Annotated in this window: 12 protein-coding genes; 7 read left to right on the forward strand and 5 right to left on the reverse strand. The window is 39.0% G+C overall.

The window, feature by feature from the left end:
- Positions 1-5: 5 nt before the first annotated feature.
- The gene (locus tag GQ61_RS04530; protein ID WP_085784177.1) at positions 6-1,238 is read right to left on the reverse strand and encodes an ATP-grasp domain-containing protein; all 1,233 of its coding nucleotides are present in this window, start codon (positions 1,236-1,238) and stop codon (positions 6-8) included.
- Positions 1,239-1,578: 340 nt separating this feature from the next.
- On the opposite strand from GQ61_RS04530, the gene GQ61_RS04535 reads away from it, so the two are divergent.
- Together GQ61_RS04535 and GQ61_RS04540 are read left to right on the forward strand one after the other, a co-directional pair.
- Positions 1,579-3,294: a sensor domain-containing protein gene (locus tag GQ61_RS04535; RefSeq protein WP_085784178.1), complete on the forward strand. Its 1,716-nt coding sequence runs from the start codon at positions 1,579-1,581 to the stop codon at positions 3,292-3,294.
- Positions 3,295-3,339: 45 nt separating this feature from the next.
- A complete protein-coding gene (locus GQ61_RS04540; RefSeq protein WP_085784179.1) occupies positions 3,340-4,413 on the forward strand; it encodes an aminotransferase class I/II-fold pyridoxal phosphate-dependent enzyme in 1,074 nt (357 codons plus the stop codon).
- Between the two features lie 19 nt (positions 4,414-4,432).
- Here the strand turns inward: GQ61_RS04540 and GQ61_RS04545 are convergent, their stop codons facing one another.
- Positions 4,433-5,383, reverse strand: a complete 951-nt coding sequence (locus GQ61_RS04545; protein ID WP_085784180.1) for a hypothetical protein — start codon at positions 5,381-5,383, stop codon at positions 4,433-4,435.
- Entirely contained in the window at positions 5,346-6,548 is a 1,203-nt protein-coding gene (locus GQ61_RS04550; protein ID WP_085784181.1) for an NAD-dependent formate dehydrogenase, read from the reverse strand. Before GQ61_RS04550 ends, GQ61_RS04545 begins: the two co-directional genes overlap by 38 nt.
- A gap of 343 nt (positions 6,549-6,891) precedes the next feature.
- Here GQ61_RS04550 and GQ61_RS04555 point away from each other — a divergent pair, with 343 nt between their 5' ends.
- The gene (locus GQ61_RS04555; protein ID WP_085784182.1) at positions 6,892-7,563 is read left to right on the forward strand and encodes a leucine-rich repeat domain-containing protein; all 672 of its coding nucleotides are present in this window, start codon (positions 6,892-6,894) and stop codon (positions 7,561-7,563) included.
- Between the two features lie 12 nt (positions 7,564-7,575).
- Here GQ61_RS04555 and murJ read toward each other — a convergent pair whose 3' ends face one another.
- Both murJ and mutS read right to left on the reverse strand, forming a co-directional pair.
- Positions 7,576-9,129 (reverse strand): murein biosynthesis integral membrane protein MurJ, encoded by a 1,554-nt coding sequence (murJ, locus tag GQ61_RS04560; RefSeq protein WP_085784183.1) that lies wholly within the window; start codon positions 9,127-9,129, stop codon positions 7,576-7,578.
- Positions 9,126-11,717 (reverse strand): DNA mismatch repair protein MutS, encoded by a 2,592-nt coding sequence (gene mutS / locus GQ61_RS04565; protein ID WP_198157263.1) that lies wholly within the window; start codon positions 11,715-11,717, stop codon positions 9,126-9,128. The genes murJ and mutS overlap by 4 nt, the downstream gene beginning before the upstream one ends.
- Positions 11,718-11,909: 192 nt before the next feature.
- On the opposite strand from mutS, the gene GQ61_RS04570 reads away from it, so the two are divergent.
- The 4 genes from GQ61_RS04570 to pstB are packed head-to-tail and all read left to right on the forward strand — an operon-like array spanning position 11,910 to position 15,759.
- Complete coding sequence (locus GQ61_RS04570; RefSeq protein ID WP_198157264.1) at positions 11,910-12,848, forward strand: PstS family phosphate ABC transporter substrate-binding protein; 939 nt, start codon at positions 11,910-11,912, stop codon at positions 12,846-12,848.
- A complete protein-coding gene (gene pstC, locus GQ61_RS04575; protein WP_085784185.1) occupies positions 12,845-13,783 on the forward strand; it encodes a phosphate ABC transporter permease subunit PstC in 939 nt (312 codons plus the stop codon). Before GQ61_RS04570 ends, pstC begins: the two co-directional genes overlap by 4 nt.
- Entirely contained in the window at positions 13,773-14,990 is a 1,218-nt protein-coding gene (gene pstA / locus GQ61_RS04580; protein ID WP_085784186.1) for a phosphate ABC transporter permease PstA, read from the forward strand. The genes pstC and pstA overlap by 11 nt, the downstream gene beginning before the upstream one ends.
- Position 14,991: 1 nt before the next feature.
- Positions 14,992-15,759 (forward strand): phosphate ABC transporter ATP-binding protein PstB, encoded by a 768-nt coding sequence (gene pstB / locus GQ61_RS04585; protein WP_085784187.1) that lies wholly within the window; start codon positions 14,992-14,994, stop codon positions 15,757-15,759.
- Position 15,760: the final 1 nt, after the last annotated feature.

The raw sequence follows: 15,760 nt of genomic DNA on the forward strand, positions 1-15,760 counted from the left end.
CCTTCCTATGAGATCTTGGTGTTTTGATAAAACCAAGCTTCTAGATCCTCAATTCTTTTTTGAAGTTCTATTTCTGACTCTCCCAAAATCAACGGGGTGCCTCCTAAGATTTCGGTAATATCATGGGGAGAGGAAAGAGCATCGCCAGGCCTTGAGTAAACTTCATATTCTTTCACCCAAGGAAAGGGACATTGATTCTCAATATGCACCAACGTTCCCTTAATTTTGGGAAACCAAACTTCCCCACTAATGACTGAAGGAGTTCTTGGTTGTTCAATCACTTTAATATCGATATTTGCTTGCATTAAAATAAATAGCTTTTTCAGATCAATATTGAAGGAGGTTTTCCAAGAATGATTCACACCTTTTCCTCCTACACGAGAAGCAATTTCACAAAATACAGGCTCATCTTGACCATCAACCATAAAAACTTCGAGATGAAAAGCAGCGGCTTGAGGAGTAGGCATCAATTTTATGATCTTTTTTGCATATTGGTTGAGTTTATCTGTCAAAGGATTTTCAGCAGCCAACAAAGAACTCGCAGCATAAGTGCCGGCAATAATTCCCAATGCTGAATGTAAATATACAGAAGGCCAAGAGCAAATAACTTTTTCCCCTATAGCTAATCCATTGATGTGATACATCGGACCATGAATAAAAACTTCCGTTTGCAAAAGAGTGATTTCTGAATTGCTGAAAACAGATGAGTTGGAGAGTATTTTCCGAACGTCATCTTCGCTGTGCAAAACATGAATTCCCTGACATCCAGTACCCAGTCGTGGCTTTAAAACTATTGGAAAAGTATGACTTTGAATAAACTCGATAAAATCAGAATAATTATTTAGGGCACGAAATGGAGGAACGACTATTCCTTTCTTAGCAAGAATTTCTTTCATAACTATCTTATCACGAAATGCCAGTGAACTTTCATAGTTCTGCCCTTCAAGATCTAGTAAAGTCCTTAAACGACCTGCCCTTAAAATATCTTCTTCATCTGGCGCGATAATTCTGTCAAAGGGGGCTTTTTGAAAGATCTTGTAAACTAACCACTCAACTTCACCCGTCATGAAATAATTTTCAACTTGAATAATTTCCCCAAGAAATGGCTGCAAGCGCTTTACCTGTGCCGTTTCCAAGCTGTTATGCGGGAGCACAAGCGTGCTATTTTTAAAAAGCCCCTCTTCCAAAGAAAGACTTTCCAGCCATTGTGCATGAGGAAAGAGAATTAAATAGCGCATTTGAAGCCTCCTTTGAATTCATACCATCTGAGAAAAACTTCAATGACGCTATAAAAATTTAAGCTGGAATCTCTCACTTGATAATCCCTATTGTGTAATATCAAAAACACCTTTCACGTTCATGCTTGAGATAAAAATACTGCACACGTATAAATAAATGGTAAAATTTGCTCACATATTTTATCGCAACATCTTTAAGATCCTTGTAAACGGTCGTCACTAGATCACTTGCAACCACCTCCTAAATAAGTTAGCCTTAAATCAAGAATACTATTTATAATAAGCTTGACAGGGATAACATCTCTCAATGTGCTGAAATAATACTTAAGGCATATAAAGAATGAAAAAAAGCGAAGACAACCTTAGAAGGTCAATTTCCTTACTAGAGGCAACTCTTGAATCAACTGCGGATGGCATTCTGGTGGTTGATATTCATGGGAATATTGTGACTTTTAACCAAAAATTCAGAAAAATGTGGAAGATCCCGGTCGGGGTTTTAGAGAACAGAGAAGATCAAAAAGCAATCACGTATGTTTTAAAACAACTCAAAGATCCTGATGGTTTCGTAGAATCATTAAAAAGGCTTTATTCCAAACCAAACACTGACGTTTTTGATGAAATAGAATTTAAGGATGGTCGTATTTATGAGCGCTATTCCATTCCTCAGAAAATGGAAAAGAAAGTTGTTGGTCGCGTGTTTAGTTTTCGCGATGTAACAGAGCGCAAACAAATGGAGTATCAGCTTGTTCATCAAGCTACGCACGATATTCTGACAGGTCTTCCCAATCGCACTCTTTTAATGGATCGTATTAACCAGTGTATAAAATACGCCAAACGGCATAAGAAAAAAGTTGCAATTCTGTTCCTAGACTTAGACAGGTTCAAAGGTGTAAACGACAGTTTAGGTCATGATACAGGTGATCTTCTTTTAAAATTAGTCTCTGAACGTTTAAGTGAATCAATTCGAGAATATGATACTCTGACCCGTTGGGGAGGAGATGAATTTGTTATTGTCATTCCTGATCTAAAATCTGAAGAAAACGTCGCCTCCATTATAAGGCATTGTATGTTTTCTATGGAACAACCTTTTCATATTCAAAATCACAGCATCACTATTACCTGTAGCATGGGTATTAGTTTTTATCCAAAAGATGGGCAGTTTGCGACAAGCTTACTCAAGAGTGCTGATTCTGCAATGTATCATGCAAAAGCTGAAGGTAAGAATACCTTTCAATTCTATAAATCTCATATGACGGAATACGCTCTTGAGCAACTTGAATTGGAAAATGATCTTCATCAAGCAATTCTTAACAATCAATTTCTTCTCTATTATCAGCCAATTGTTGATATTAAAACGCATTCTATCAAAAGTGTGGAAGCTTTAATTCGCTGGAAACACCCTCAGCGGGGTCTTTTGTCTCCAGACAAATTTATCCCTCTGGCGGAAGAAACAGGGTTAATTTCTGGAATTGGAGAATGGGTTTTAACAGAAGCTTGCAGACAATTAAAGGCCTGGCACGATGACGGTCTTCCTGAAATATCGATCGCAGTAAACGTTAGTATCAACCAATTTAAGCAGAAGGATTTCTTGGCAAAACTTGAAAAAACACTCAAGGAAACAAATCTAGATACAAAATTTCTTGAACTAGAAATTAGTGAAACTGGGTTTATGCGCAACTTTAATACCTTTCTAAATCTTCTGAGAAAAATTAAAGAGAAGGGTGTTGCCTTGAGTATTGATGATTTTGGAACGGGTTATTCAGGCCTCAATTATCTTAAAATCCTTCCTGTTGATAAATTAAAAATCGATAAATCGTTTGTGCAAGATGAGATCTATACGACTGAAGGAAACATCGTTCTTTCTGTCATTGCCTTAGCAAAAAAGCTAAAACTAAAAGTCGTTGCTGAAGGTGTTGAAACAAAAGAACAATATAGCTTTTTGAAAAAGCATCTCTGTGATGAGGCCCAAGGTTATTATTTCAGTAGACCAGTTGATGCAGAATCGATGTTTCATATTTTGAAAAAAGTTAGAGATAACCAGTACAGTTATGCTTAAAGATAGACGCAATTTTTGGATTAGATTGAAAGAATTTTGACCTCTATGCCATTACATCCTCAAGCTAGAAAAATATATAATGAGTTGTATCTCCCTGGCCCTGTACAAAAAGAGCTTAATAATATTCGTTTTAAAATAGATCTTTCTAATAGTACCAACCCTTATGGCGGGCAATTTACTGAATATCCAGATCTCATCCAACTCTCCATGAGAGAACTTTATATTAAATCTCTTACGCACATAAATTCAAAGTTATACCCTGATATCCCTACAAACTTAAAGCCAGAACAGATTCTTTTTACGGTTGGCTCTATTGAAGGCATTGATCTTCTTTTAAGAACTTTTTGTGAACCTGGAAAGGATACGATCTGCACATTAACCCCTTCATTCCCAGCTTATGCGCACTGGGGAAAGATCCATGGGTTAAACGTCAGTCAAGTGCCGTTAGAAGGCGAAAATCTTGATTCTTTTGACATTGGGGCTGTTGTCAAAACAAATCCAAAAATGATCTTTTTGTGTAGCCCCAACAATCCAACGGGCTCTCTTTTAAAAATGGATTTGATCAAAGATCTGTGTAGAAAAATCTCTGGATTTGTCGTCATTGACGAAGCTTATATTGAATTTGCACGCCAACCCTCTCACATGCAATTTTTGGAGAAATACAAGAATCTTATCATTTTAAGAACTTTTTCGAAGGCCTGGGGGATGGCGGGGTTAAGATGTGGGAGCATTCTTGCAGATCCTTTGATAATCAGTACTCTGCGATACACTCAAATTCCTTTTGGTATTTCTACACCTTCACAAGAGCAAATTAAAAAGCGCCTTTTTAATCCCCAAAAAATAATGAATTCTTGGGATAAAATTAAAAAGCAGCGAGATTCTTTAAGCAAAAAACTGTCTTCATTATCAATCGTGGGAAAAGTGTTTAAAAGCGATAGCAACTTCCTCTGTGTGACCCTCAATAGTTTCCCTGACACGCTAAAATTTTTAAAAGATCAAGGCATTTATGTGGCAGACTGTTCAGCAAGTCTCTCCAGTACTGTAAAAATATCAATCTCTAAACCCGATCATCACAAAGCATTACTTCATGCTTTGTCACAGCGTTCCTATTCAAAATAGCTCAGCAGCGTTTTTTCTTTTAAGGAATGCCGACTTTTTTCTTCTTATATTCTTTCTGAGCCTCCTCTAATAACGAGGAATATTTCGCATCTTGGTACGCTTGCTGAGCTTTCTCAACATATCTCACTACCTTTCCGGCATGGGATGAAAGAAGCATGTTGGGAACCACAACCAAGGAGCTGTTTTTTTCATCTTCTTCATTACTCTTAAATCTTTGATTTTCAACTGACTTCATCAAACTTTTAGAACGCGCGCGCGGTTTCCTAGTCTCACCTTTATCTTTTCTTTTTGTATCTAGGTCATGTTTAGGGTGACGTTTCTTCTTTTTATCATGAGATTTTTTCTTTTTTTCAGCAGTCCGGTTTTTATAAGCAGTGATACTATGTTCATCTTCCTTTTCTTCGCGACCGTTAAAACTTTTAGCTTTTTTAAGCGTACTCGGTCTTGGAGATCTATTTAGAGAAGATTTTTCTTTAGGAATGTTTCCGTGTACGACGGGGACAAAGGGAGAATCACTTATATGTAATCCTTCCATTTCTACTGAAAATTCTTCAATGACACGTGCACTTTGACTTTTCGTGATTCTGAGCGCTGAGATACCTCTTGGGGAAAGACTTCCATTGACAAATCTCTGACGATTTTCAGTCTCTCCATTTTCTTGTACAAAAGTTGTCGCAAGCGATATTTTTAAATTTTTCTTTCTCTCACCGACTTTTCGTAAATCTTTTTTTGTTTTTGTGAGTTCCTTTTTTGAAATTTTAAGAGCACGATCCTCATCATCACGCTCCGTAGAATGAGAAGCAACAAGAGGCCTTATAGACAAAAACAAAACAAGAGAAGAAAGCACGCATCTTAAAATCATAGCGAATTCCTTATGTTCTATTGATCTATCTAAAAGACTATGAATTTTTTGCACATCCTGGCTTTTACTGCTAGGATTTTTTGAATTTTTCAGCTTCTTCTGAACCACCCGTTGTATTCCCAGCACTATAGGAATAAGCGCCCATCCCGGCGAGTTTACCTTGATTTACAATCAAATACTGCTCGCGAATTGGGCGATTCTCAAACCAGCACTCTAATATTTCGCGCACTCCTGCTGCATATCGAGCTTGTGCAGAAAGGGTTGTCCCTGAAACATGGGGGGTCATGCCATGATGGGGCATTGTTCTCCAGGGATGATCTTTAGGCGCTGGCTGAGGAAACCAAACATCACCAGCATATCCTGCTAATTGGCCGCTTTCAAGCGCACGGACTATAGCATCACGCTCACAAATTTTACCTCGCGCTGTATTTACGATATATGATCCTCTCTTCATTTTGCTGATTAAATCATCGTCAAATAGATGCTCTGTTTCAGGATGAAGAGGGCAATTAATAGAAACAACATCACATACTGAAACGAGAGATTCTACGTTGGGATGAAAGGTAACATTTAATTCTTTCTCGATGCTCTCTGGTAAACGATGCCGATCTGTATAGTGTAATTTAACATCAAAAGGCTTTAAACGTCTTAAAACTGCTAAACCAATACGTCCTGCTGCAACGGAACCAATATTCATCCCTTCCACGTCATAGGCTCTAGAGACACAATCGGCAATGTTCCATCCCTTGTTAACAACAGTTTTATAGGAAGGGATGTAATTATGGACCAAAGCAAGAATTGCCATAACAACATGTTCAGCAACACTAATACTATTACAATAGGTTACTTCAGTCACTGTAATGCCTCTTGAAATTGCGGCTTCTAAGTCCACATGATCAGAACCAATTCCAGCAGTAATAGCCAATTTTAATTTTTGAGCTTTTGCCAGCCGTTCTGAGGTCAAATAAGCTGGCCAAAATGGTTGAGAAATCACAATATCAGCATCAGGTAATTCTTTTTCAAAAACTGAATTCTGTCCATCTTTATCCGAGGTGACGATGAAAGTATGCCCCTGAGTCTCTAGAAACTTACGCAAACCTAATTCACCTGAAACGCTCCCTAGCAAATCGCCTGGATTAAAATCAATATGGTGTGGTGTAGGCAACGACATGCCATCAGGGTAACTATTAAGTTTTGGAATATCTGTCCGAGGATACGTTTTAGGATACCCAGCAATTGGATCATCATAGAGAACACAAAGAATTTTAGCCATCTGTTCCTCCAAAAAAGTATAAAAAGGTGCTAGAGACTGTATTAGCTTTCCTTTCAAGACTATAAAGACCTACTGTTAACAATCACTTAATAAAATCTTTGCACGCTTAAGGATCCTGCGTGATTTCTATGATTCATAAAAATTTTATTTTTTATTATTGTAAACACGTATATTGTCATTCAGAAAAAATAAAGTGCACTCTAACTTAGATAAGAAATTGATTACTAAAAATAAAATGAACAAATTGTCTCTTGTGAACATACATGTTCCAATGTCAAAATTTGACTCTGCGCTAAATACAGGGTATCCTTTTAATTAAAAAATCACCTAAGGAACTATAATTATGAATAAAATAGCTTTGATCTCAGTGTTTTATTTTGTTTTTATTTGGTCTTCTCTTGATTTATTAAAAGCAACGGACGAAATTGAGGCAAGTCAAAGCTCACCCAAAATTTCATCATTTTTAGAAGACAATTTCCAATATGATAGCGATTTATCAGATTTGTCCGGACTCCAGCTTTCTGAAATTGAATCTTTAGAAGATAGTGACCCCTCTGTAGTCAGCGCTAATTTATCAAAAAACTCTTTTTATCTAGAGCTTGCAGAGGCCTTGTCCACAAACAAGAAAATAACAGTGCTTAATCTTAGGGAATGTAATTTAGATGATGAGTGTGGAGTGCCTTTATTTAAAATGACTTGGCTGACAGGTTTGGATATAAGCCAAAATAAACTCTCTAGTAAGTCAGTGGGACTTTTTACTACCTTGCAGAATTTGACGGTGCTTATCTGTGCTGGCAATCCTTTGGGCAATACACTCCCTAAAGCTCTTTCAGATCACACTAAGCTTACTTACCTTGATGCAAGTTCCTGTAGTCTTGATGATACCTGTATTGATGATCTTATTGCTCTTAAAAGCTTGCGAAAACTTATCTTGAAAGGCAATAAATTTACAGGTTCAGGGCAAAAAAAATTAGTGAATGCTGGGGATAATCGAAGTTTAGAGATTATATTTTAAGACAGGAAGGGGTTACTCCCCCTCTCTGATCTTAAGTTTCATTTTGACTTCTTCAACATCAAAGGCTTTTAATACGAGGCCCAACAAAAGATAGGAAATCATGCCAGCCCCCACAAGAGTTACAACAACAAGGATTTTCATCCAGCTTGAATCTTGTACAACATTCTCAAATACACGCAACAGAATACCAAGAACACTTCCCATGATAGCTGTAGCCAACAACATGCGAGGAAACTTATTTTTAAAGGAGGCTGTGAAATGAAAAACTCCCTCCTTAAACAAATAACGCAGTAAATAAGCAACATTCACCCAAGCCGCCAAAGCTGTTGCAAGAGCAATTCCCACATGCTTTAAGGTTGTCATAAAAGCAAGATTCATCAAAAAATTTGCTGCAAGAGACATAAGTGCCCCTTTGACAGGTGTTCGCGTGTCATAGCGCGCAAAAAAGCTTGTGGAAAAAATTTTCACCATTATGTAAGCCGGCAAACCAATGGCAAAAGCAGAAAGTGTCGCTGCTGTTTCTTTTACTTGTAAAGGACCAAAAGCATTACGTTCAAACAACACGGAAATGATGGGTTCCGCCAAAATAATTAACGCCAAAGTGGCAGGCAAAGTTAAGAACAAAGTAAATTCTAAAGCACGATTTTGTGCTTCAATCGCTAAATGATGATCTCTTTTCTCAAAGTGTTTAGAAAGCAATGGCAAAAGCGCGGTGCTCACGGCAATACCAATGACGCTTAAAGGCAGCTGATTCAAACGATCCGCATAAAAGAGGAAGGAAACAGAACCTACAGGTAAAAAAGAAGCCACGATCATATCTACAAAGAGATTTACTTGAATGATTCCCGCTCCTAAAGCACCAGGCATCATCACATGTAGCAGCTGTTTAACCGCCGGCGTCAATTTGGGCATTTGCCATTTCAATTGAACACCTGCCACTCTCAAAGATCGACGAATCCACAAAAATTGAAATACGCCCGCAACAGTAACTGACCAAGCCAAGGTATGTCCTACAGTTGGTGTTAAACTCCTAAAAAAGAGCAATCCACCAATCATGGCAATATTCAGTAAAATTGGCGCTGCAGAGGCGGCAGCAAAGCGATGAAGAGAATTTAAAATTCCACTCATTAAAGCCGTCAAAGAAATAAATAAAATATATGGAAAAGTAATGCGCGCAAAAGTTAAAGCCAGTTCTAAACGTTCTGGCGTTGCGTGAAACCCCGGAGCCAATATATAAATCAACCAGGGTAAACATATCTCTACAAGCAGCACAAATGCAAAAAGAGTTAAGAAAAGAGCAGAAAAAACTTGCTCGGCCATTTGTGTTGCTTGCTGAATTCCCTTACCAGTCAAAAACCTTGAAAACATTGGAACAAAAGCCGCATTAAGTGCTCCTTCCGCAAATAACCTGCGAAAAAAATTCGGAAACTTAAAGGCCACAAAAAAGGCGTCAGCAACTGGCCCTGCTCCCAGATAAGAAGCAATAAAAGCATCGCGCACAAATCCCAACACGCGACTTATCATGGTAAAACCGCCGATAGTCGCAACAGAACGCACAATCCTCATGCAGCAGTCCTTTTAACAAGGGTTTTCAGGCGATACAAAAACTCTAATGCTTGACGAGGACTAAGCTCATCAGGATTTATTGTCTCAACTTCTTGTTCAAGCGCTGACGATTGATAAGCAGAAAATAAAGGAAGTTCTGCAACTTTAATTGCTTTCTTATTTTCTTTTTTATTTTCGAGGAAAAGGAGAACCTCTTGAGCGCGATCCAAAACAGTTTTAGGTACGCCAGCCAGTGCTGCCACATGAAGTCCATAAGAGCGATCAGCAACTCCGCTAATAACTTCATGCATAAAAACGACTTCTTTTTCCCATTCTTTGACCCGCATTGTCGCACAATGAATATGAGGGAACTCTTTTTTAAGCTCTGTTAGCTCATGGTAATGAGTAGCAAATAAGCCACGACAAGTAATGGTCTTTTCCAGATATTCTATGGTTGCCCACGCGATGGATAAGCCATCGTAAGTGGATGTCCCTCTTCCCACTTCATCCAAGATTACAAATGAGCGCGCTGTTGCTTGATTCAGGATAGCTGCTGTTTCAACCATTTCAACCATAAAAGTTGAGCGTCCTTGCGCCAAATCATCAGCGGCCCCTACTCGGCTAAACAATCGATCCACAATTCCTATTTTTGCTGCCTCTGCAGGCACATAAGAACCCATTTGAGCCATGATGAGAATCAAAGCATTTTGTCTTAAAAATGTACTCTTACCAGCCATATTCGGACCCGTAAGCAACCAGAGATGTTTCTGAGCATCCATGTGACAATCATTGGGTACAAAAGGCGTTTCATTTCCTTCGGTTAAAGCTTTTTCAACGACCGGATGACGACCTTTCTTAATCAAGAAAGTAGTATTTTCTAAAAATTCGGGTCGACAATAGTTCCACTTTTCAGCCAAGAAAGCCAAAGCTGTTGATACGTCAAGTATCGCTAACCCTCCGGCTGTGCTGGCAATTTCCTCCGCTTGCACCATTATCTCGCCAACTAACTCTTGAAAGAGTCTCATCTCAAGGACTTGAGCATCTTCTGCTGCACTCTTGAGCTTACGCTCTAATTCTGAAAGTTCGAGAGTTGTGTAACGTTGACCATTGACAATTGTTTGACGATGAATGAATTCCTGGGGAACTTTGCTAAGATGCGTCGCTGTAATTTCAATATGATAACCGATAATATTATTGTGTTTAATTTTCAAAGAAGGAATGTCATACGCTTCGGCGTAACGAGCCTGGAGCTCAATCATCAATTGACGACCCCTATCTTTTAATTGCCGCAACTCATCCAATTCCTTTGAATACCCTTCTCTAATAAAATCTCCTTGCGTCGCTAAAATAGGGAGAGATTCAGGATTTAAAGCCCGCGTCAATCGATCAATTAAAACTTCTTGATGACTGAGCTTCCCTGTTATTTTGCCAAGGGCATCTGGCAGCTTTTCTATTTTTTCTAAGGCTTTTCTAACCTTCTCAACAATCAATAATCCGTCACGAACACCCGCAAGATCCCGAGGCCCCCCTCTATTTAAACTCAATCGGGAAAGAGCGCGCTCCAGATCAGGGCAGTTCTTTAAGGACTCACGTATCTCTTCTAAGAGAGCACGTCTTTCTTTAAAAAACGCTACGCGATCCAAACGTTCATTAAGACCGTACAGATCTGCAAGAGGAGATGCTAACCATTGCAAAAGCAAACGACCTCCAAAAGAGGTCTGGGTTTCATCCATAGTTTCAAGAAGGGTATTTTTCGAACCCCCCGACAAATTTTGTGTAAGCTCCAAATTACGTCTCGTAGCCCCATCAATTTCAAGAATATGGTTATTTGATTTTCGTTGGGGAGGGAGAATTTTAGGCAAAATGCCACGCTGAGTCAGCTTTACATAATCAAGCAAGCTTCCCAAAGCGGTTATTTCAATTTTTGAAAACTCCCCAAAAGATTCTAAGGTTTTCACCTTAAAAGCTTCTTCAAGCTGACTTTTCGAATTCTCAGGATCAAATCGACTATCGGGCACGAGTGTTATAATTTTTTTCCAATTCTTTAACACGTCACAGAGTTCAGGATTTTGAAGAATACCTTCAGGGACGATCAATTCACTTGGCTCATAGCGCAAAAGCATAGAATTGATTTGCGCAATAGGGGCGGTTTCTACAGTGTAAAAGCCCGTCGACATTTCCATTATAGAAAGCGTTGCTTTTCTCTCTTCAACTAATAAAAGAGAAAGATAGTTAGAACGCTTTGACTCTAAAAGAGTGTCTTCAGTCAATGTGCCGGGCGTAACAATGCGCGTTATATCTCTTTCCACAATAGATTTTGCTCCGCGCTTTTTAGCGACGGTAGCATCTTCAATTTGATCACATAAAGCAACGCGATGGCCCTGCTTCACTAGACGCGCCAAATAATTTTCAACTGCATGATAGGGTACGCCACACATAGGGATTTCGCCGCCCTGTTGACCCCGTCGCGTTAAAGTTATGTTGAGTGCTTTTGAGGCAACAATTGCATCATCAAAAAATAGTTCATAAAAATCCCCTAGCCTAAAGAATAATAGGCAGTTTGGATGACTTTCTTTAATTCTACGGTATTGTGCCATCATAGGGGTCATGGCACACTTCCCTGAAAATTAACCCTTAGTTTGTTTGAAATGCTTGACACTTCCCTCAACTCTCGTAATACCCTTTGAACAAGATATAAGACCTATTGGGTTGAAAAGTAAAGGATGGGGGAGTCCCTGACAAGAGGTCTCAGATTTTTTAGGCAAAGTTTATGTTTGCTCCTTGTATTGTTTGTGCTGCTCATGGCTCCTTTAAAAGCCCAGCGAGAGCATATTCATATTGTGGGATCAAGCACTGTTTATCCTTTTATTAGTGCTGTTGCAGAAATTTTTGGCAGCGAAACCGACTATAAGACGCCAATTGTCGAATCAACCGGTACTGGAGGAGGAATTAAAGTATTTTGTAATGGTGTAGATATAGATACGCCAGACATTGTAACGAGTTCTCGTCTCATGAGTAAAGAAGAGCGAGACTATTGTACCAACAATGGCATTAAAGATATTCTTGAAATTACAATAGGGTATGATGGTATTGTCATCGCCAAGGCCCGGCCACAGGGACCAAAAAACTTAACCATGAAGCAATTGTTTCTGGCTTTAGCGCGTTATATCCTTATCGAAGACACTGCTATTCGCAATCCTTACCATCTCTGGTCCGACATAGATAAAACGCTTCCTCAACAAACAATTCGCTTTTTAGGTCCGCCGTCGACTTCAGGAACGCGTCAGACTTTTTTACAGATTGTTTTTGAATCTTTTCTAGATGCTGAAGAAAAATACACACTTACCCCTCAATTGCGCGATGATCACACCTATATTGAGACCGCTGAACAAGAAACAATGACAGCGAAGAAATTACATCTTGAAACTGACGCTATCGCCATTTTCACTTTTGGATTTCTTTCAAAGAATCGCGACCAAATCATTCCTATCAAAATCAATGATATAGCCCCGTCTTTTGAAACCATTACATCTGGTCAATACCCCCTTTCACGACCACTTTTTCTTTATGTAAAACTGGATCATAAAAAGGATGTAGCAGGGCTTTCTGCGTTTATTGAATTTTTGATGAAAGAAGAAATATCAGGTCCAAAAGGATATTTAAAAAATTATGGGTTTATTCCTCTTCCCGATCATTTGCGAAAACAAGAAAGCAAAAAAATATCTGGAGAGCTTCCATGATCAAACCTTCTAGAAAAAGAACTTTTGAGTTTTTCATCAAGATCCTATTGTGGTTATCAGCATTTATAGCTATTTTGATTACCACTTCTCTTGTTCTTTCTTTGATTTTTGAGGCTATACGCTTTTTCAAGATTGTAAATCTTTTTGAGTTTCTCACCGGTACTCATTGGGAACCAGAGATTACTTTTGATACCAACAATCCAGAGATCTCCAGTGATTATGGCGTACTCCCACTTTTTAGTGGTACCTTGTTAATCACTTTAATCGCTTTGATCACGGCTGTTCCTTTAGGCTTACTCATCGCCATTTATACTTCTGAGTATGCTCATCCAAAAACACGTCTTCTTTTAAAGCCTCTCGTAGAAATTTTGGCAGGGATTCCAACCATCGTTTATGGCTTCTTTGCCATCATTCTCGTAGCTCCTTTATTAAGAGGGCTCAGTAAATTAAGCGCTCATGGATTCAATATTTCATCGGAAAGTGCCTTAGGAGCAGGCATCGTTATGGGATTCATGATTATTCCTTTTATATCATCTTTAACAGATGATGCGTTAAGAGCGATACCACAGACCTATCGCGATAATTCCCTTGCCTTAGGCGCTACACAATCAGAAACAATTCGTAAAATAGTTGTTCCTTCTGCGCTTCCAAGTATTATTGCATCAATCCTTTTGGCTCTCTCAAGAGCGATCGGCGAAACAATGTTAGTGGTTATGGCAGCAGGACTCACAGCAAACTTTACCTTAAATCCGCTTGATTCGGTCACCACAGTCACCGTTCAAATCGTCAATGTATTAACCGGTGATCAGGAATTTAACAGCCCCAAAACACTTTCGGCCTTTGCCCTCGGATTAACCCTTTTTATTGTTACTTTCTTAATTAATTTCATTGCTCAAAGTGCGGTTAAACGTCATCGGAAAAAATATGCTTTATAAAACGAGAGACCATAAAAATCTTACCAAAAAGCGCTATAATATGGATCGTTATTTCCGTTGGCTCTGCAGAACAGCTTTATTAATTGTATTGCTTTTCTTAATGATTTTGAGTGGCGGAATTATTATCAAAGGCTTACCGGCTTTTACTCAAACCCAAATTGCTTTTAATGCCATTAACGTTGAAGAAACGACGCCCTATGACCGTCATTTGCGGTTAGTGATTGAAGATACCTACCCTAACATTAACAGTGATGATCGTGCTGCGCTGAAACAATTTATCGATTTAGGCGCTCGCAAGATTTTGGTTCAAAGCAAAAAAGGTCCCTTTCATGATCATACTTTATGGTTACCCGCATCAGATATCTTCGAATATTTATTAGTCAACAATGATCTCTTACCTCCTGAAATTAAGGTGCGGTTTAAAACCCATCTGGTTTGGGCTGAAAAGCTTGAAAAAGATGGACGTGTTAAAACTGCTTTTAATACTGGATTTTTTACGCAAAGCGATTCTCGCAATCCGAAAACAGCGGGGATTTTTGGAGGATTGATTGGCACCGCATATTTATTATTGATCACTCTTTTATTGGCTTTTCCAATAGGTGTGTTAGCTGCCATTTATTTGGAAGAATTCGCGCACAAAAATCGGTTTACTTCTTTTCTTGAAATCAATATATCAAACCTTGCTTCTGTGCCTTCCATTGTTTTTGGGCTTTTGGGGTTAGCCATTTTCCTAAATTTCTTTCACTTACCGCGCTCTTCTTCATTGGTAGGCGGCATGACTTTAGCGCTTATGACACTGCCGACAATTATTGTGACTGCTCGCACATCTCTCAGATCTGTACCCGCTTCTATTCGAGACGCTGCCTTTGGCCTGGGAGCCTCAAAAGTACAAACGACCTTTCATCAAGTGCTGCCTTTAGCGCTCCCCGGAATTCTTACAGGCACTTTAATTGGGCTCGCGCGCGCGCTTGGAGAAACAGCACCTCTTTTAATGATCGGAATGATGGCTTTTATTGTCGATATTCCTCAATCACCTCTCGATCCTGCTGCCGCCCTTCCAGTGCAAATTTTTACCTGGTCAAAAAATCCAGAACCTGGGTTTATGGTTGATGCTGCCGCGGCAATTATTGTTCTCATGCTCTTTTTAGGCTTTATTAATTTAATTGCCATTCTCTTGAGACGAAAATTTGAGTATAAGTATTCTTAATATGATAAGACATCTCTTTAAAATCAGCACTTCAAATCTTAACCTCTTTTACGGTGAAAAGCAGGTTCTTTTTAATATTTCATTAAGTATCAAAGATCGTCAGGTTACCGCTCTTATTGGTCCTTCTGGTTGTGGAAAAAGTTCATTTTTAAGATGTTTAAATCGTATGAATGATTCCATTGAAGGGATGCGTCTTGCAGGTACCGTGGAGATCGATGGGCAAAACATTTATGATAAATCTATAGATATCGTCAGCTTACGCGCTAAAGTAGGAATGGTTTTTCAAAAGCCCAACCCATTTTTCAAGTCCATCTATGACAACGTCGCTTATGGACCACGAATTCACAAACTTTTTAAAACTAAGGCTGAGCTAGATGAAATTGTTCATAAGAGTCTTGAGCGCACGGGATTATTGAACGAAATTAAAGATCAACTCCATAAGCCCGCTACACGTCTTTCTGGTGGTCAACAACAACGCTTATGTATTGCACGGGCCATTGCTATTAACCCTGAGATTATTTTAATGGACGAACCCTGTTCAGCTCTAGACCCCATTGCAACGGCTAAGATAGAAGAGCTTATTGACGAGCTAAGGGAAAACTATACTATAGTTATTGTAACGCACAACTTGCATCAAGCAGCACGCGTGTCACAACAAACAGCTTTTTTTCACTTAGGCTATATGATCGAGGCAGGTGATACGGGAGATATGTTCACAAATCCTTACGATCAACGAACACAAGAATATATTACAGGCCGTTTTGGCTAGG

The organism is Candidatus Nucleicultrix amoebiphila FS5, from assembly GCF_002117145.1.
Classification (GTDB): Bacteria; Pseudomonadota; Alphaproteobacteria; order Caedimonadales; family Nucleicultricaceae; genus Nucleicultrix; species Nucleicultrix amoebiphila.